The sequence below is a fragment of the Seramator thermalis genome (genome assembly GCF_004138125.1).
Classification (GTDB): Bacteria; Bacteroidota; Bacteroidia; order Bacteroidales; family Dysgonomonadaceae; genus Seramator; species Seramator thermalis.
In genome coordinates, this window is the sequence record NZ_RXHS01000007.1 from 32,571 (window position 1) to 51,625 (window position 19,055).

A 19,055-nucleotide genomic window follows, 5' to 3' on the forward strand; every position below is an offset into this window, starting at 1 on the left:
GCAATTAGCAGATTACGGCTTTTAAACAAATGGGGTGTTTAACTGTTTATAGATGGATAACAAAAATTAATTCTACAAAAGATGAACAAAATTGCAATACTTTATGGCTCCTCGGGAGGCAATACTCAATTGGTAGCAAAGCAGGTGCAAGAACTTTTTGATGGCCGGGCCGATTTATACGACGTAGCCGACGTCCGACTCGATGATATAAAAGCCTATCCTTACCTTATTTTGGGTACATCCACCACAGGTGTGGGCGATTTGCAGGATGATTGGGATGGTTTTTTACCTTCTTTTGCGAAATCGGATCTTTCAGGTAAGACCGTTGCCATCTTCGGATTGGGCGACAGTGCGTCTTTCTCGGGTAGTTTTGCCGAATCGATGCGGATAATATACGATGCCATCAAAGATAAAGTGAAAATTGTGGGGCAAGTACCCGACGAGGGATATACGTACGATGATTCTACGGCAGTGATTGATGGTATATGGGTAGGATTGCCGCTGGATGAAGATAACGAATACGATCTTACCTCTCAGCGGTTGCAGGCTTGGGTTGATACATTAAAAAAAGAATTTGTTTAGTCCGTATTCGAAAGTTTTATACAAAAAAAGACAGCTTCAGGCTGTCTTTTTTGTGAAAGGTTTCGTCTTGACTAAATGAGCTTGTCGATTTTTTCTGTGAACAGGTTTTTTGGGCCTGCACCAACCACTTTGTCAACTACTTGTCCATTTTTGATGAATAGCACGGTAGGTATATTGCGAATACCATATTTCGATGTAGCTTCGTCGTTATTGTCCACGTCAACTTTCCCGACAACGATCTTGTCTTTGTATTCTTCGGCAATTTGTTCGATGATGGGTCCAACCATTTTGCAAGGGCCGCACCATTCGGCCCAAAAATCAATTACCACCAGTTTGTCGGTGTTTAATACATCCTTTAGTGTTGAATCTGTAATTTGAAGCGCCATAATTTTTTTGATTTTTATATTATTATTAATTGAGTTTGAAGTCGATGGTCAATTTGTTCTTTAGATAATCGATCACCTGTTTATTGACCCGAATACGGGCAGGACGTGAAAATAGTTGAATACTCGTATTTGTTTCTTCTTTTATAATTTCAAAGTATAACAACGAATCTCCCGAATTGTTTTTTACCAAACTCGATAATTCGGTTATCGTGACCTCGTCAATTTCTTTCAATGGCAGTTGCAGAGTAATTTTTGAGACAAGTTTATCCTTTACCTCCGAAAGCAGATTCATCGAGTTGATTTTTAATTCGAGCTGCTCGGGCTTAAAGCGTCGAGGTTGAACCTTAGCCGTAGCGTAAACCGATAGTCCTACACGGGCAAATCTGCTGAAGTTTAAACACTCCTCTCCAAAAAAGGCCAGTTCTATGCTTCCTGCATAATCTTCGATTTTGAGGATAGTGAATGGAGAGTTGTTTTTGGTGTGTCCTTCGCGCACATTGGTAATGATACCTCCAAATTGCACCTCTTTGCCGTTTAAGGCATCAAGGTCGCTCAGTTTCACGGTATCGGCATTGCACACATAATTCAGAATGAATTCGTAATCGTCGAGCGGGTGGGCCGACAGATAAATGCCGATATATTCGCGTTCTTTGTTAAGACGCTCCAGATCCGACCATTTTTGTAATTTGGGAATTTCGGGATGAGCTATTTGAAACGAGGAATCGTCGCCGAAAAGTGAATTCATCGATATTTGTTTGTCCGCCTGATATTTGTTTCCATAGCGGATCAGCGTATCGAGAAACTCTTCGCCTTTACTGTTAGTTCCCACGAACTGTTCGCGAGCGATGCCCTGCATGCTGTCAAAGGCACCTGCTAAAGCCAGCGCCTCAATCGTTTTTTTATTGCACGAAGTAAGATTGATTCGTTCTGCAAAATCAAAAATATCTTTAAACGGACCGTTTTTTTCGCGTTCGTCTATGATGCTTTGTGCCGCACCCTGTCCGACACCTTTTATAGCGGCCAATCCAAAACGGATATCGCCCTTTTTGTTTACCGAAAATTTCATGAACGATTCGTTGATATCCGGACTCAGCACGTTGATTCCCATCGCCTTGCATTCGTCCATGAATTTCGTGATTTCGGACAGGTTATTGAGGTTGTTCGACAATACCGATGCCATGTATTCCGACGGGTAATTGGCTTTAAGCCATGCCGTTTGATAGGCAACCCACGAGTAGCAAGTGGCATGAGATTTGTTGAACGCGTACGATGCGAATTTCTCCCAATCGTTCCAGATTTTATTCAGCACCTTTTCTTCATATCCGTTTTGTTTTCCTCCGGCAATGAATTTTTCTTTCAAAGCCGTCATTTTGTCGATCATTTTTTTGCCCATTGCCTTACGCAGCTCGTCCGATTGTCCGCGCGTGAAATTGGCAAGCAGGCGCGAAAGCAACATCACCTGTTCCTGATATACTGTGATACCGTAGGTTTCGCTCAAATATTTTTCCATCACCGGAATGTCGTAAGTGATTGCTTCGCGACCATGTTTTCGTGCGATGAAAGATGGAATGTAGTCCATTGGTCCCGGTCGATACAAGGCATTCATCGCGATCAGGTCTTCGAATTTGCTGGGCTGCAACTCTTTGAGGTATTTTTGCATGCCGGCCGATTCAAACTGAAACGTTCCGGTAGTTTTTCCTTCGCAATAGAGCTGATAGGTTTTCGGATCGTTCATGTCGATATTGGAAATATCGACTTTGATACCTTCGGTAAATTCAATGTTGGCTATGGCATCCTTGATGATGGTGAGCGTTTTAAGTCCAAGAAAGTCCATCTTTATCAATCCTGTTTCTTCTATCACCGAACCTTCGTATTGAGTAACGATCAGTTTTTCTTTCGTTTCCTTGTCTTCGGCTGTACTCACAGGCACCACATCCGATATATCCGTTTGTCCGATGATGACGCCGCAGGCATGAACACCTGTGCTGCGAATATTGCCTTCGAGCATTCCGGCATATTTGAGCGTGTCTCTCACCAATGGATCATCGCTTGTTGCGGCTTTTTGCAGTTCGGGAACGTATTCGATAGCTGCCTGCAAATCAATTTTTTTTACATTGGGTATGCGGTCGGGCACCAACTTGGCAAGTCTGTCCGATTCCGATAGCGGAAGTTTATGCACTCGTGCCACATCACGGATGGCCGATTTTGTGGCCATTGTTCCGTAGGTGATGATATGGGCAACCTTTTCGGCTCCGTATTTCTCGGTAACCCAGCGAAGGACTTTTCCGCGACCTTCGTCGTCGAAGTCGATGTCGATATCGGGCATTGAGATGCGGTCGGGGTTCAGGAATCGTTCGAACAGCAGGTCGTATTTGAGCGGATCGATATCGGTAATGCCCAGACAATAGGCTACCGCCGATCCGGCCGCCGATCCTCGTCCGGGTCCCACAGCCACATCCATCTGGCGCGCAGCATTGATGAAGTCCTGAACGATGAGAAAATAACCCGGAAATCCCATACTTTTTATAGTGTCCAATTCGAACTGAAGTCGGTCTTTTATTTCGTCGGATGGATTTTCTCCATATCTTTTTTTCGCGCCGATCTGTGTAAGATGGGCTAAGTAATCCGACTCGAGTTTGATGCGGATTACTTTGTCGTAGCCACCTAAACGTTCAAATCCTTTAGGTGTGAATTCCTCCATAAGCTGTTCGGGCGAGTATTTTGCTTTGTAGCTTTCCTCAGTCCCAAATGCGGGATCGATCGGATAAAAAGGCATCAAAGGTTCGTGGTCGATGGAATAGAATTCCACCTTTTCGGCTACTTCGAGGGTATTGGCAAGTGCCTGCGGGACGTCTGCAAAAATGCGGTTCATCTCTTCGGTTGTTTTTAGCCATTCCTGCTTGGTGTAATGCATGCGATCGGGGTCGTCGAAGTCTTTCCCCGTACTCAGGCAGATAAGTCGATCGTGTGCATCGGCATCTTCCTCGTTCACAAAGTGAACATCATTGGTGGCAATGACTTTCACTCCGTATTTTTCGGCAATTCGCAGCAATTCTCTGTTGACATGTTCCTGTTTGGGATAGGTAGTTTGATCTGCGTCAGTGCGATCGGTTTTGTGCCGTTGCAGTTCGAGATAATAATCGTCGCCGAAAATATTTTTGTACCATTGTACGGCTTCTTCGGCCTGTTCAATTTGGCCTTCGTCTATTTTTCTTGATATTTCGCCTCCCAAACATGCCGAAGATAAAATTAAACCTTCATGATGTTCTTCCAAAAGTTGTTTATCGATGCGGGGACGATAGTAAAATCCTTCGGTCCAACTTTTCGAAACTATTTTGATCAGGTTTTTATAGCCTTTCAGATTTTTTGCCAGAACGATGAGATGCCAACCGCTCGAATCGATTTTATCGTTTTGCGAAAAGCGATCGCGTCGTGCTACATAGCATTCACATCCGATAATGGGCTTGAAGAGTCTCCTCTCTGCTGCGGCGAGCTTGGCTTGAATTTGCAAAACGAGGCTTGAATTTTTTTGTTCATTGGCTTTTCCAAGTTCGCTTTTCAGATTTTTTATTTCGGCTTGTACGGGTGCATTTTTTTTTGAAACGTAATTGATAAATTCCTTGATACCGTACATGGCACCGTGGTCGGTTAGTGCGATGGCATTCATGCCATCTTTCATGGCTTTGTCCACCAGTCGCTGAATACTTGCCTGACCATCGAGAAGCGAATACTGAGAGTGAACGTGTAAATGTACAAAGGACTGCATTATAGTAATATATCTTTATCTGTTTGTTTGATCACGACAAATATACTCAAAAAAACATGCTTTTCCGGAGGGAATAGATGGAAATTCAAGATCGAAATTTTATATATCAATCGTTGAACACATTGCAAAATGTTAAACCCGTAATTATTTTCGGTTGGGTTTTCCGATAATTACGGGTCAAAAAATTTTAGGATTGATAAGATCTCGGTTTATCGATAGATCATCGCAATGGCAATCCGTCACTTTTGATGACTTTGGCCGCAAAGCCACCTCCGGGCATCAAGGTTACGGATAATTGCCGATTGTAGGGAACCAGAAAAATTTCACGTTTGAAATCGCGAGCTGCCCTGTCTGCATTTATCCCGTCACGGAATAGTTCTATTTCATAAGTGCCATCTCCCAAAAACGACAGATCAACCGTAAGATCCCGTTTATCCCAATTGGTGAGCCCACCAACATACCAAACATCATTTTTGCGGCGGGCAATGACGGCATATTGGCCAATTTTTCCGTCTAATGCCTGCGTTTCGTCCCACACGGTGGGGATATTCGAGATAAAATCCGTGCATTCCGGCTCGCGGTCGTAGTTCGAAGGACTGTCGCAAAGCATATTTAAAGGGGATTCGAAAATCACATATTCGGCCAATTGATGGCAACGCGTTCCCTGACTCATCGGTTCACTATTGATCGGACGATAGTTTTCCTTCGTGGCATTGCGCATGGCTCCTTGCGTATAATCCATCGGCCCGGCCAGCATGCGTATAAACGGTATGGTAACATCATATTTCACCATATCAACCGAAGCCGGCGACCATTTTAATTGTTCCAGTCCATGCACGCCTTCGAAATTGATGACATTGGGATAAGTCCGATTCAGCCCTGTAGGTTTGTAGGCACCATGAAAATCGATCATCAGGTGATATTTGGCAGCGGTTTCGGCGCAACGATAGTAAAAATCGACCATCGCCTGATCGTCTCGGTCCATAAAATCCACCTTAAATCCCTTGACACCCATATCGGAATAAGTTTTAAATACATTTTCCATATCTCGCTCTACTGCCATGTACCCTGCCCACAAAATAATTCCGACGTTGCGTGCTTTTCCGTAACTTACAAGTTCTTGAATATCGATTTCGGGAACAACTTGTAATAAATCTGCTTTCAGGTTTACAGCCCATCCTTCGTCGAGAATGATGTATTCGATGCCGTGTTTCGACGCAAAATCGATGTAGTATTTGTAGGTTGGGTTGTTGATCCCCGACTTGAAATCGACGTCGTAAACGTTCCAGTCGTTCCACCATTCCCATGCTACTTTCCCGGGTTTTATCCACGAGGTGTTTTCAATGCGCGAAGGAGTTGCCAGCTGATAAACAAGGTCGTTGTTCATGAGCTCTTTGTCGCTCGACGAAATGGCAAACACACGCCAGGGAAAGTTGCGTGTGCCTTTGCATTTGGCAATGAAATTTTCACGTTCCGTTACAATTCCCTGAAGCATATTATGACCACCTTGTTTGATTTTTTTGGGATGAGGAGCAAAAACGCCTCGAAGCGCTAAATCGGTTGCCTTGTTCAGATAAAGCCCGGGATAACTTTCCAGATCCGATTCCGTGATGCAAAGTTTTTTCCCGTCATTCAATTCCACCACGAGAGGTAGAAACATTAATCGATTCGGTTCCAATTGGCTAATACTTGCATGGGTGTATGTGTTCTCGAATGAGTTGAAAAACTGCTGTTCAAATGTCTTGGGGTTGTCGCCTCTCACGTAGGGAACAATAGTCGAATAATCATTGCCAAATTGCAAATTCACCTCTTCGTTTGTGACAGTGATACTGTCTTTGTTGGAGGACGAAAAACGATAGGCTACTCCCTGATTGAATGCTCTGAAAATTAGGCTGTAATTACCCTTGAAATTTAGAATCAATTCGTTATACGAGTTGCCGATTTCATTTTTCTTGTATATCTGAGGGTATAAGGTTTCGTTGATGCTTTTTGTTTTTTTACCGGTCAATTTTGCTTTCTGACCCCATACTGTCCCATCTGCCAAGGTCATCGAAATGGTAGAAGGGGACATTACTTCGGTTTGTTCGTGATTGACAGAAAAACGAATCTTATCTTCGATTTTCACATTCACGCTTATTTTGCCGTCAGGCGACTTCAAAACATAGGATTCGGCCGCGATCGATGCAACCAAAAAAAAGGAAAGAATGGATAGAAATAAAGTTTTCATGAGCATGTATTTGTTTGTTAAATGGATTTTAAAACGAACAAATATCGGAATTAAATTTTAAAAATCGAAAAAAACTTTTTGATTTTTATGAGACATGGATATAGATAGGTAAAGTGAACTGGGAATTTCAATTACGAATCAGCTTTTGCTTTCTGTACAACCCCAATAGTTCTGCCCTTCAGGCAGGGATTGCAGTATCGTCTTTGTCCGTAGGTCGCATACCTGCGGTTATGAAGGTTATTGCCTTTCAGGCAAAGTTGAGCGGGTGAAATGAAGGCTTCGACTGTGATGAATTCCTGTATACGAGGGTGTTTTTGGCTTGAAAAGCCGAATTTTCATAACCGCAGAATCTATTCTGCGGTTATGAATCGTCGTCGAAAAGCTGCCTGAAAGGCAGTACCTTTATTTGCCACGAAGACACCAAGATGCGAGGTCGAACATTATCCTTACATCGTCCGGAATTCATCGGTAAATCGATAAATCGTCAAATCAATACATAAGACATTATCAATTGTCCATTATACATTGTGCATGATCAATTAATTTGTCTTGCCTATAAAAAAATTTGCATTTAAGTTATATTGTTTATGCGTCTCCGGTGGCTTTTTCGAGCTTTTTCATGATTGAGAAAATGAATATTGCCGAAATCGAACAGCATGCAACCAGTACGCCCCAAACCATCCACAAAGGAATGGGCCCCCACAGGTAGCCGATGATGGAAGTCAGATAATTTCCTATTGCAGTGGCGGCAAACCAACTGCCCATCATGGCTCCTTTGTATTTTGGAGGAGCTACTTTAGATACGAATGAGATACCCATCGGCGAAAGCAGAAGTTCTGCAAAGGTCAGCACCAGATAAGTGGATATGAGCCAATTGGGCGATACGAGCACATCGCTCACCCCACCTACATCTTTCAGTTCGTCAGGCGAAGCCAGACCCATCGACCCTACGGCCATAATGATGAACCCTAATGCCGCGACAATCATTCCATACCCAATTTTTCGCGGAGCCGAAGGTTCTTTTCCTTTTTTTGCCAGCGAAGAGAATATGGCCAACGAAACAGGAGTAAGTGCTACAACGAAAAACGGGTTGAATTGTTGGAATATTTGTGGCGCAATTTCGATCGCAGGAGGCATCGCCATATATTTGATGACCAGCGCTATTAGCGATAACGCTACGATTCCTCCCGAAATAAGTTTGGCACGCGAAGTTTTGGACTGGAAAACCGAAAATCCCGCATATACCGCTATGATGATCAATACCAAATTCCATACATCGAATCCTATACGCGTGATGCCGTCGGCAATGTTTGATGTGTAATCGCGAGCGAAATATGTCATCGTCAATCCGTTTTGGTGAAACGACATCCAAAAGAAAATTACAACCGCAAATACAAGCAGCAAAGCTGTGATGCGTTCTTTGGTTTGTTGCGGAGTCAATTCCGGCTCGTGGTTCACTCCGGCAGCTTTTGTTTGTTTCGAGCTTAGAATGGCGTGCTTGAAAGTGGATTGAAATCCCAGATAAATGGCCATCGAAGCAATGAGCGAGATGCATGCAACGGCAAATCCGTAGTTGTACGACTGCGCCAATTGTTCGATATATGCGGTGCTAAATTGGGCCAAATCGCCGGTGAAATTCTGAGAAATTGCGAGATTGTTGAGTTGCTCGAGTCCTTCGGGTTTTATTTCTCCGCGCAAAAATTGATGAGCCAGCGCCGGAATTTGCGGATTATAGGTAAATCCGGCTTTTGCCATAAAGTAGTTTGTTACTTTGGTGGCCGCAGTAGGCGCGAAAAGTGCTCCAATATTGATGGCCATGTAAAAGATGCTGAACGCGGTGTCTCTTTTTGCACTATACCTGGGATCGTCGTATAGGTTTCCGACAATTACCTGCAGGTTACCTTTGAATAAACCCGTGCCGATGGCTATTAATGCCAAAGCCGAAAACATCATGATTTGCCCCATTCCCATCTTATCAAATCCCGTGGGGATGGCAAGGAGAAGATATCCGACAAACATGATCACGATACCTGCCGTAACCATCTTTCCATAACCGAATTTGTCGGCCAGAATTCCTCCAACAAGCGGCATAAAATACACCATCGCCAAAAATCCTCCGAAGATGGTGGACGTCTGATCGATCGTGAAGCCGAATTTTGCTTGTAAAAAGAGCGTGAAAATGGCCAACATCGTGTAGTAGCCAAATCGCTCGCCTGTGTTGGCTAACGCCAACGCATATAAACCTTTTGGATGTCCTTCAAACATGTTTACATTTTTGTTTATGGTTAATTACATATTTTTATTAGTTCTCGGTAAATGAGTGTGCAAACATACATAAAAATCTCGTAAAAATTTCATCTTTCTAAAAATATCGTTTTAGAATGTACCCGATTTTTTTCGAAAAGCTGCGCATGATCGTATAGTTAGATCCGAAATATTTCCCGAAGGCGATCTTTGGTATGTATGTCGATAATGCTGTTATTCACGAATTTCCTCTTTTCTGAAAATTCTTGACCACGCCACATAGCGTGTGGTTTCGTTCACGGGGGTGAGGGGCAGATATCCGGAAGAAATTTTTCCATGATCGATTTCGAGGGGAAAGGCTTTTTTCTGTTCGCAACAAAATTTCGAGGCCTCTCCTTCGCGCTTGAAATAGCCGATGCGATACATGCCTTCGGAATCCGGATGAACAAATCGATCGAAAAAGCGTCGCGCTACAATCCCCATGTTCATCCGCATATTTATTTCCACGCACGGATGCAGCCGAAAACCTTCTTCCGTTCGGCAAATCATCATATCTACACCCATCGGTCCTTCATATTCGGGAAAATATTCGGCTAAACGGACGGTCAATTCCTCTCGTAAACGGTATAAAACCGAAACGTCGATAAATTTCAATACCTCATCCTCAAACTGTTTGTCGGTGAGTAAGCGATTTCCTGCATAAGCACCGGAGGAGGCCGATTCGAAAAGCGAATAACATTCGAAGTTTACTTTTCGACGATTGGCCGAAAACTCCATTGCCAAGTCGGTTTGTTTGTCATAAACCGGCTCGGCAACTACCCCTCCTTGTGTTGCAATCACTCGCCTGCACCAATCGATCTGTTTGTCGGTTATTTCACCTTTGATCCAAATCAATCCTTTTCCGCTTCCCGAGTTGGGCATCTTTAATACCTTGTCGCCCGAAAACGACGAAAGATATTCCTGCACTTCGTACAATCGGGTGAAAAAAAGAGCACCGCCACAAAAAATATCGTTTTGCGGCAGTAATTCGTGTAGCAACCTTGCAGCATGTTGTCGCCCCGAATAGTCGCGCAAGCGAGATAAGTCTTCCATCGAAGGAAGAAAATCTGACGAAACGCCTGCTTTCATTAATTGTTGTCGCAGCAATGGATTCCAGCCCCAAGGAATAATTATTTCCGATGCAAAGGATGGAATTTCTGTAAAAGGTATCATTTCCGAGTGAATGGGAAGCATCGATTGCAGTGTTCGGAGATAGTCTGCATTCGCTGCACCTTCGGCAACAATATGCTCGCCGTCGGGGGCATACCAAACGGGCAACAATGCCAAATCCGACGCAAGTTTCACTGCCGATTCGGGTGGAGTGTAGTTAGCGCCGAAGTTGCCCAATGCCAAATCATGTTCGGGGTTAAAAATATACATCTCTGCAAAAGTACGAAAAGATCGATTGACTGTTGATACTGAGCAATGGATAATTTACCGATTCGATGATTTATTGATTTACTGATTTACTGATGAATTCTTTATGAAAATAGCTCAAAGTACAGGCGAAAAATTTTTCGCCCCTATTTCCCATTCTCCAATCCCCAACCTCCACTTTTCACTTCTCATTTCTCTTGAAAGTTCACGCAGATCATCGCAGAAAAAAGATTCAATCAGCGAGAAAAAGTTCAGAAAAAGATTTCAAGCAGATATCCGCAGATAATTTTGTAATGATTCACGGTAAATTCTTAGTTCCTATTTCTTCATTTCCAACTTCTTCTTTCAATTCTCCATTCTCAATTATTTTCCCGACCTCCTCTCATCATCGGGGCACCCGATCTGCGTAGAGAGCGTGCCGCAAGGCAAAAGACAAGCTGTTTGAGTCCCGACGTATTTCGTGGGGACGAGTTATTTGTCTTTTAGCGAACAAGCAGCTATCGGGTCGATGAGGAGAGGCAGTCTTGACCTTTTTTGCTAACTTTTTTGTGTCAAGACAAAAAAGTCAGTGGGGTTTGGGGCAACGCCCCAAGAAGTCAATTGTTAATTGATAATGTACAATGGATAATTTACCGATTCGGAGATTTATTGATTTACTGATGAATTCTTTATGAAAATAGCTCAAAGTACAGGCGAAAAATTTTTCGCCCCTATTTCCCATTCTCCAATCCCCAACCTCCACTTTTCACTTCCCAATTTCCACACTCTCCATCACACATACTCTTTTACTTCCACTTCGCCGTTGATGGCAAGCAAGGCATTCTCTGCCAAAGCGCGCATCTCGTCTTCGCCGGGATAAATATAGATAGGCGCTATTTTGAAAACTCGTTCGATAATCAAGTTACAAATCCATCTGCTGTTAGCCATGCCACCGGTTATCAAAATGCCATCAACCTCACCTTTTAGCACCGTTGACATCGCCCCGATCTCCTTAGCCACCTGATAAGCCATTGCCTCGAGCACTTCCGTGCTTTTTCGGTCGCCGTCTTTTGCGTTTCGTTCCACCAGATAAGCATCGTTGGTGCCCATATAAGCCATCAACCCTCCTTTTCCGGTAATCATTTCGGTCATTTCCCCGAGCGTATATTTCCCGCTGAAGGCGGCACGCACCAATGCTCCCGATGGCAATCCCCCCGATCGTTCGGGCGAAAACGGTCCGTCGCCATCCAAGCCTTGGTTCACGTCAATCACCCTGCCTTTCCGGTGAGCACCTACTGTGATGCCTCCCCCCAGGTGTGCTACAATCAGATTCATGTCTTCATATTGCCTCATAATGGATTTGGCATGCGAACGTGCTATGGCTTTCTGATTGAGTGCATGAAAAATTGAAACCCGCTCGAAGGCCGGATGACCCGAATAACGGGCAAGCGGTTCGAACTCGTCCACCACTACCGGATCGGCTATCAGTGCGATAGCGTTGGGCAATTCCTTTGCAATATCGTCGGCAATGAGTGCCCCCAGATTGCTGGCATGTTCTCCCATTTTGCAGGCAAGCAAATCTTGCCGCATGGCCTCGTTCACCCGATAAACTCCCGATGCGATCGGTTTCACAAGTCCGCCTCTGCCAATTACTGCACGGATCAGGTCGAAATAAATATCGGCATCCTTCAGCTCTTGATGAATTTTTTCCTTCCGATATTGATACTGATCGGTTATACGGGGAAATTTAGCCAATTCCTCAGGCGAATGACGAATCGTTTTCAGAAAAACGACTTTTTCGTTTTGATAAACGGCAATTTTCGTGGACGTTGAACCGGGATTTATTGCCAAAATGCGAACATTTTTATCCATATTGTCAACTATTTTTCTAAGTGTTTCTTCAATCTCATCTAATGACTGCTGCCAGAGCTATCGACAAAAGTTTGCTCCTTTCGTCATCCGCTCGCGACGTGAGCACGATAGGAACCGATGCTCCCATCACTATTGCGGCCGATTTAGCGCCGCCCAAAAAGTTGAGTGCTTTGTATAAAATATTTCCGGCTTCGATATCGGGCACAAGTATAATATCGCTGTCGCCGGCAACCGCATTGTCGATCCCCTTGTGCAGAGCCGCCTGCTTATCGATGGCAATATCGAGGGCTAACGGCCCTTCGACGATACAGTCAGTCAACGTGCCTTCACGGTTCATATCCCTAAGCTTGGCTGCGTGAACGGTGGCTTCCATTTTCTGATTCACGGTTTCCACAGCAGCTACCACTGCCACTTTGGGGTTGTCTGTTCCAAGCCTTCGACTCGCTTCTACGGCATTGCGTATGATGTGTGCTTTCGTGTCCAGATCGGGTGCAATATTCATTGCAACATCCGTCAATCCCAACAATTTGTGGTAGTAGGGTGACTCCATAAATGCCACATGACTCAATACTTGAGTTGTGCGTATGCCGTTATTCTTGTCGAGAACCGCTTTCAACAATTCGCTCGTGCTCAAAAATCCTTTCATCAGTATGTCGGCTTCTCCCTTCTTCACCAGCGAAACGGCAATCTCGGCCGAAACTGATGCGCTTTCATCGTGATCTATCGTTTCAATGCCTTTCAAATCGAAATTGATGGATCGGGCAATGTCTTCAATCTCTCTCTTGTTTCCCACCAATATCGGGTGCACGATTTGCAATCCTACGGCTTCTTTCAGCGCTCTCAGCACCTCTTCGTCTGCGGCCGCCGCCACTGCTATCCTGCGCATGGGTTTGTTACGGGCTATTTCTATCAGTTCAGACAACTTGCTAATCATACATGAATGTTATTTTGAAGTAATTTACTAACAAAAGAACAAAAAAAATCGGAATTCTGATTGATTACGGGTGTGTTTTTTGTGACAAATGTCAAGGATGAGATTTGTAATTACCAATTACGAAGAAGTGGAGAAGTTAAAAGTTAAAAGTTAAAAGTAGAAAGTTGAGAGTGGAGGTTGGAGGATAGAGATTGGAGGTTGGAGATTAGAGGTTGGAAAATCAAAAATTATAAAAGCTATTGGCTGTCAGCTTTAAAAGCTGCGTAGCAGCAAAATATTGGTAGTAAAAGAAATTCATCAACACAATCCGGAGCTGCGTGGCAGCGAAATATTGGAGGTTGGCGGTTTGAGAAATGAGAATTACAAATTACGAATTCAATCTTGTTTGTTTTTCCCCGGTGCAGATATTTTCACTTCAGCGGCGATGGTTCTGCCTTTCAGGCAGTGGGGGGAGTGGTGTCATTGTCCGCAGGTCGTTGACCTGCGGTTATGAAGGTTATTGCCTTTCAGGCAAATTCTTTTATTGTTTTTGGCTACAAGTCGTGACCTATTGTTATGGCGATTATTGCCTTTCAGGCAAAGGGGAAAGAAGTGGAAAATGAGAATTACAAGTTACTAATTACCAATTACTAATTACAAGTTGCTGATTATGCGATGTAGAGGTTAGAGGTTTGAGGTTGGAGAATCAAAAATTATAAAAGCTATTGGCTGTCAGCTTTAAAAGCTGCGTAGCAGCAAAATATTGGTAGTAAAAGAAATTCATCAACACAATCCGGAGCTGCGTGGCAGCGAAATATTGGAGGTTGGAGATGAGTTAGAAAGTAGAATTATCAATTACCAATTACGAATTACCAATTTCAAATTTCCATTTTGTTTGTTTTTTTTGTCGGTGCAGATATTCTCCATTCAGCGGCAATAGTTCTGCCTTTCAGGCAGTGGGGGGAGTGGTGTCATTGTCCGCAGGTCGTTGACCTGCGGTTATGAAGGTTATTGCCTTTCAGGCAAATTCTTTTATTGTTTTTGGCTACAAGTCGTGACCTATTGTTATTCCGGCAAAGGTGGGGCGGTGGATTGAAGGCCTCGATTGCGATGGATTTCTGCCTTCGAGGATGTTTTTTGGCTTGGAAAGCCGAATTTTCATAACCGCAGAATTCATTCTGCGGGGTTGATCAACATCGGAAATCTGCCTGGAAGGCAGAACATCAGATATTCATACGTAACCCCACGCTGCCGCACGAATTCTTTCGTGTGGTACTGGAGAATGAAATTGAATTTGTCCCGTAGGGACAACCTTTTGGTAGAAAAAGAACCCGAACCAAGACACAAAATCCTGTAGGGATGACCTTACGACAACAATTTCAGGGATAAAGAATTGTCGCCCCGACGGGGCTATGATATTTCCTCATTTCTAACTTCTCCACTTCTTTCAATTATCCATTATCCATTATCAATTGTCAATTAATTCATGTGGTATTGAATTTGTGGAAGCAGCCGGATACAGTTTGAAAGTTCATAAAGTTAAAAGTTGAAAGTTATAGAGAGATAAAAGCGAGTAGCGTATGAAATTGAATTTGTCCCGTATGGACAACCTTTTGCTAGAAAAAGAGACCGAACCAAAACACAAAATCCTGTAGGGATGACCTTACGACAACAATTTCAGGGATAAAGAATTGTCGCCCCGACGGGGCTATGATATTTCCTCATTTCTAACTTCTCCACTTCTTTCAATTATCCATTATCCATTATCCATTATCCATTATCAATTGTCAATTAATTCATGTGGTATTGCATTAGTGGAAGCACAATTGAATGAAACCGTAATTCATAAACAATCATGCTATACGTATTTTTTGGCTAAAACATGTAATCAGCGGTGTAGAAACCATGACTTTTGGCGCCGGACATGCTTTCTTCACATCAAGATGACAGGTCGTGGCAAGTCAATCGTGTCATTTCAGAGTGAAAACGGGAGGTCATTCCTCGCCGAACGTGTCATCATTGAGCGAAGATGATGGGATTTGATAGGATATGGTGTTAATTTGGCCTCATTATTTAACGATTTTCTACGGATTCGCTTCATCACGAAATGTAGAAACCGCAATTTTCTTGGCTGATGTAGTTTTCCGAAAGTTTATACCCTTTGCCGGCGGAGGTGCTTACCTGTGCCGTTTCTTATCGGTAGCGGCACAGATAGATATCTGCGCCAGCGCGGTGCGAAGTGGGTTAGAGGAAACATGGAGCTACCATGGAGGAAACATGGAGTTGCCTCGGAGCTATGTCGGAGCTATAGCGCAAGAGGGTTATAGATGGATTGGATTGAGATGAAGGATAGGAGGAAAGTTTGCCGGCGCAGGTGTTTACTTGTGCCGTTTCTTATCGGCAGAGGCACAGATAGATGTCTGCGCCGGCAGAAGTTGTTATCTATCAAGTTGTGGTGGCATTCAGACAGATTATTCTCAATTTGAAATTGCTTTTACATCTAACAGAAGACTAATATCCCTCTCAAGTAGGTGGAATAGGAAATCGGGCGGGGATAATATACGTATTCACTAAATCATGGTAAATGTTGCAGTTTACGAATACAAAAAGAGTGTCCGTTCAGGACACTCTTTTTTGAACTATAATTCATACATTAGATATTTTTACATATCTTCAGGCATGCCTGTATAACGATATCCTGCAAGAGTCCAATGTTCATCCCAGTCGGCGGCTGGAGCGGGGGTGTTGCTTCCGGGTTTTAATCGCCATGCATACTTGGGCACTTGGGGATCTTCCCATTCATCTTCTGGAAGAGTATAGCTTTCGAACACAACAAAATCATGATGCATTACAGCTTTTACATATATACTATCTGAAGTATTTCCTCCTATTGTTGTAGCACCTTTAGGAATGATTTTCCCCTCCTCAAGAGTAACCCTTGTATAAAGTTGAATTCCATCAATTAATGTTCCTTCTGAAGTAGGAACACCATAATAGGAATTTGCATTACTCTGACTAAATGAAGCTATTCCGCCGGTAGGTCTAAAAATATAATAATAGGTGCTTGCAATATTTGATACGGTTTCATCCGATTTGAATAAAGAGATGTCGCCAGTAATTTTGAATTTTGCTTTTATGTGAGCCCCAGCTACCTCGGTATCCAACCATATTTCATCTTTTACATTTGCGGCACTGTTGTATATCATCAATTCAATGCCATCCTCGATGGATGTATCGTCGTCTGAATATTCCTCACAAGTTGTGGCTACGACGTAGCGTCCATCATAGGAGGCTGTTTCAGTGTACCAATTATCAAGTTCTTTCTGGCACGAATTAAAACTGATAATAGTTAGGAATATACCCATTAAATAAATATTTTTTCTCATATTTCTATTTTTTATTAAGTACTATAAAGAATTTCATTCCTGCATAATAGGCCGTCCATTTAATGGAGCCATCCTCAGGATTATAAACAGCATCCATTAAATCACTCAACGAATCTCCCCATCCAGAAACATGGCTGGAAAGTAATGCTAATGTATTATCTGGCTTAAGCTGAATTTGACCTTTTGCGGCATATAAACTACCATATTTGGCCCTTTGATCGTAATACCCTCCCAGTAAATCTGAAACTTCGAAGAACCCCGGAGCAATTTTCTTTATTGAAACCTTAAAACCAGGGTAAGGAGTAATTACAGCAGCTTCTCTTCGAGTGCCTTCAACCGTTATATATTCTCCCGAAATATCTGTTGTTATAGATGGATCGGCTACAATTACTGTGCGTGTTCTTGTGGTTTTTACACCATCAGCATTCACTATGGAATAATTTATGGGATAAACACCAACAGTATTTCCGTCAACTTCACCTTCAACCTTTACTGTATTAGTAATATCCTCGCCTGCATAAATTACTTTATAACCAGGTTCTTTGTAAACATTATTCAATGGAAGAAGATAATTCTCACCTTCAAAAAGTTCAAAATACAATATACTTGACACTCCCTCTGTTTCTTTCTCACAAGAGTAGAAGAAAGAAAGAGAAATCAATATAATTGAAATGTATAATAAATTCTTTTTCATATTTTATGTATATATTAAATTTATTTTCCGTTTTTAACATCCCACCATACTTTTACTCCGACATTTGGTTTTTGATTGGGCGCATTATTGTTCCTGAAAATGTAAGAGCTTGGATAAAGAGGTGAAGCCGGCAAATTCCCTTGGAGAAGACCTCTACCTTTGACCGATATAGTTAAATCTCCAATTGGGAAATTAGCATTTGCAACAACTCTATTTGCAGCTATATCAATCTCATTGACAGAAGGATATTTTGTCCTGTTTCGTTCCAAAAATGACTCAATGTGCTGATAATTGGCGTTAGCTACCCATTTTTGCATCGCAATTTGTTTGATCATTGCTTCGGTATTTCCTCCCTGCCATTTGGCATAACCATTCGCTTCAATAATTGAATAATCATCAATTCCATGTTGTTTCAACGATGCAATTACTCCTTTTTCATAATAATCTTTGGCTTGGGCTGCTTGAGATGCTCGCGCATATACTTCGGCAATGTAGAAATTTACTTCCCATTCGGACATTAGCATTAAATCAAGGACCTCTAATAAATTATTTTCTTCAAGTTTTTTTTCATCGAGATTAAATATGGAGGTTGCGTAGGTTTCCTTATCATCAGTTGTCCCGTTGCCATCAGAATCAAACTTAGAATCAAAATCTCCGAAAAAAGCGCCCTTTGTTCCTACAAATAATTTCTTGAGACGCGGATCGTCATTTGTGCTTAAATAGTCAATAAAATTTTTGCAGGCTATCACATTTGTTGAGAAATAATTAGCCCCTCCTAATTGAAATTCTCTCATGGGATGACGCTTGCCTTCCACTTTCTCATCCCATACGGATCCTGGTATCTTAGCGCTTTTGATTAGGAGGTCAGCCGAATTGATAAAACTTAATACGTCTGCATTTTTATACTGAGGTGTTTCAGATAAACGTATCATCAATTTCAGTTTCAAAGAATTGGCAAATCTGTACCATTGATCCAAGTTCCCTTGATAGATTAAATCATATGAAGCATCAATATAAGACTTACTTAAATCTACCGCCAATAATTTATCTACTCTTTTCAGTAAATCCGCATAGATAGCGTCTCCTTTATCCTGAACAGGGTGGAAAACTTCTTCATCACCTTTCAAGGCTTCAAAGTAGGGCATATCACCCCAAACATCGGTTATAATCTGCCAAGTGAAAATAGATAAAGCCTCTGCGACAAAATAATATCCCCTGTTTTCATCATCGGCTGACATCTTTTTAATTCGTTCGAGGTCAGTCATGGGCTCTCTCATCAATGATTGATAAGTGGTGTTAAATTCCTGAGGTAGATATTCGCAGAGTGATTTGAACTGTGAGGCTGTGTAGGATTGGGTCCAGTACTCCACCCAAAAACCACCGCCAAAACCAAAATCCCATCCCATTAAGTTATTAGCAACGCCCACTTCTGCTGCCGGTAATAAAACTTTTGCATCAGGGATTTCCTCCAAGGCATTGGGGTCGTGATTCACGTCGAGCCAATCATTACAACTTGGAATGACAACCAGAGTGATAATAACGGAAAATATAATTAATAATTTATTTTTCATAATCTCTAATTTTATAATA

12 protein-coding genes are annotated in these 19,055 nt (G+C 42.6%); 2 read left to right on the forward strand and 10 right to left on the reverse strand.

Going from position 1 to position 19,055, the window contains the following annotated elements; genetic code table 11:
* Window positions 1-81: 81 nt before the first annotated feature.
* Window positions 82-582, forward strand: a complete 501-nt coding sequence (locus EJN84_RS06480; RefSeq protein ID WP_129594659.1) for a flavodoxin — start codon at window positions 82-84, stop codon at window positions 580-582.
* Window positions 583-653: 71 nt separating this feature from the next.
* On the opposite strand, the gene trxA is transcribed toward EJN84_RS06480, so the two are convergent.
* From trxA to EJN84_RS06515, 7 genes are all read right to left on the reverse strand, one after another.
* A complete protein-coding gene (gene trxA, locus EJN84_RS06485) occupies window positions 654-968 on the reverse strand; it encodes a thioredoxin (protein ID WP_101488250.1) in 315 nt (104 codons plus the stop codon).
* Between the two features lie 25 nt (window positions 969-993).
* Complete coding sequence (dnaE, locus tag EJN84_RS06490; RefSeq protein ID WP_129594660.1) at window positions 994-4,734, reverse strand: DNA polymerase III subunit alpha; 3,741 nt, start codon at window positions 4,732-4,734, stop codon at window positions 994-996.
* A gap of 220 nt (window positions 4,735-4,954) precedes the next feature.
* On the reverse strand, window positions 4,955-6,967 hold the full coding sequence (locus EJN84_RS06495) for a glycoside hydrolase family 97 protein (RefSeq protein WP_129594661.1): 2,013 nt from the start codon (window positions 6,965-6,967) through the stop codon (window positions 4,955-4,957).
* A gap of 579 nt (window positions 6,968-7,546) precedes the next feature.
* Entirely contained in the window at window positions 7,547-9,226 is a 1,680-nt protein-coding gene (locus tag EJN84_RS06500) for a peptide MFS transporter (protein ID WP_129594662.1), read from the reverse strand.
* A 213-nt stretch (window positions 9,227-9,439) separates the two neighbouring features.
* A complete protein-coding gene (locus EJN84_RS06505; RefSeq protein WP_129594663.1) occupies window positions 9,440-10,624 on the reverse strand; it encodes a hypothetical protein in 1,185 nt (394 codons plus the stop codon).
* A gap of 768 nt (window positions 10,625-11,392) precedes the next feature.
* The gene (gene buk / locus EJN84_RS06510) at window positions 11,393-12,472 is read right to left on the reverse strand and encodes a butyrate kinase (protein ID WP_129594664.1); all 1,080 of its coding nucleotides are present in this window, start codon (window positions 12,470-12,472) and stop codon (window positions 11,393-11,395) included.
* A 34-nt stretch (window positions 12,473-12,506) separates the two neighbouring features.
* Window positions 12,507-13,406: a bifunctional enoyl-CoA hydratase/phosphate acetyltransferase gene (locus EJN84_RS06515; RefSeq protein ID WP_129594665.1), complete on the reverse strand. Its 900-nt coding sequence runs from the start codon at window positions 13,404-13,406 to the stop codon at window positions 12,507-12,509.
* Window positions 13,407-15,434: 2,028 nt separating this feature from the next.
* On the opposite strand from EJN84_RS06515, the gene EJN84_RS06520 reads away from it, so the two are divergent.
* A complete protein-coding gene (locus EJN84_RS06520) occupies window positions 15,435-15,731 on the forward strand; it encodes a hypothetical protein (protein WP_129594666.1) in 297 nt (98 codons plus the stop codon).
* Between the two features lie 317 nt (window positions 15,732-16,048).
* On the opposite strand, the gene EJN84_RS06525 is transcribed toward EJN84_RS06520, so the two are convergent.
* The 3 genes from EJN84_RS06525 to EJN84_RS06535 are packed head-to-tail and all read right to left on the reverse strand — an operon-like array spanning window position 16,049 to window position 19,036.
* A complete protein-coding gene (locus EJN84_RS06525; RefSeq protein WP_129594667.1) occupies window positions 16,049-16,771 on the reverse strand; it encodes a lipid-binding protein in 723 nt (240 codons plus the stop codon).
* 4 nt (window positions 16,772-16,775) lie between these two features.
* Window positions 16,776-17,465: a BT_2262 family domain-containing protein gene (locus tag EJN84_RS06530; RefSeq protein ID WP_129594668.1), complete on the reverse strand. Its 690-nt coding sequence runs from the start codon at window positions 17,463-17,465 to the stop codon at window positions 16,776-16,778.
* A gap of 20 nt (window positions 17,466-17,485) precedes the next feature.
* Window positions 17,486-19,036, reverse strand: a complete 1,551-nt coding sequence (locus EJN84_RS06535; RefSeq protein ID WP_129594669.1) for a SusD/RagB family nutrient-binding outer membrane lipoprotein — start codon at window positions 19,034-19,036, stop codon at window positions 17,486-17,488.
* Window positions 19,037-19,055: the final 19 nt, after the last annotated feature.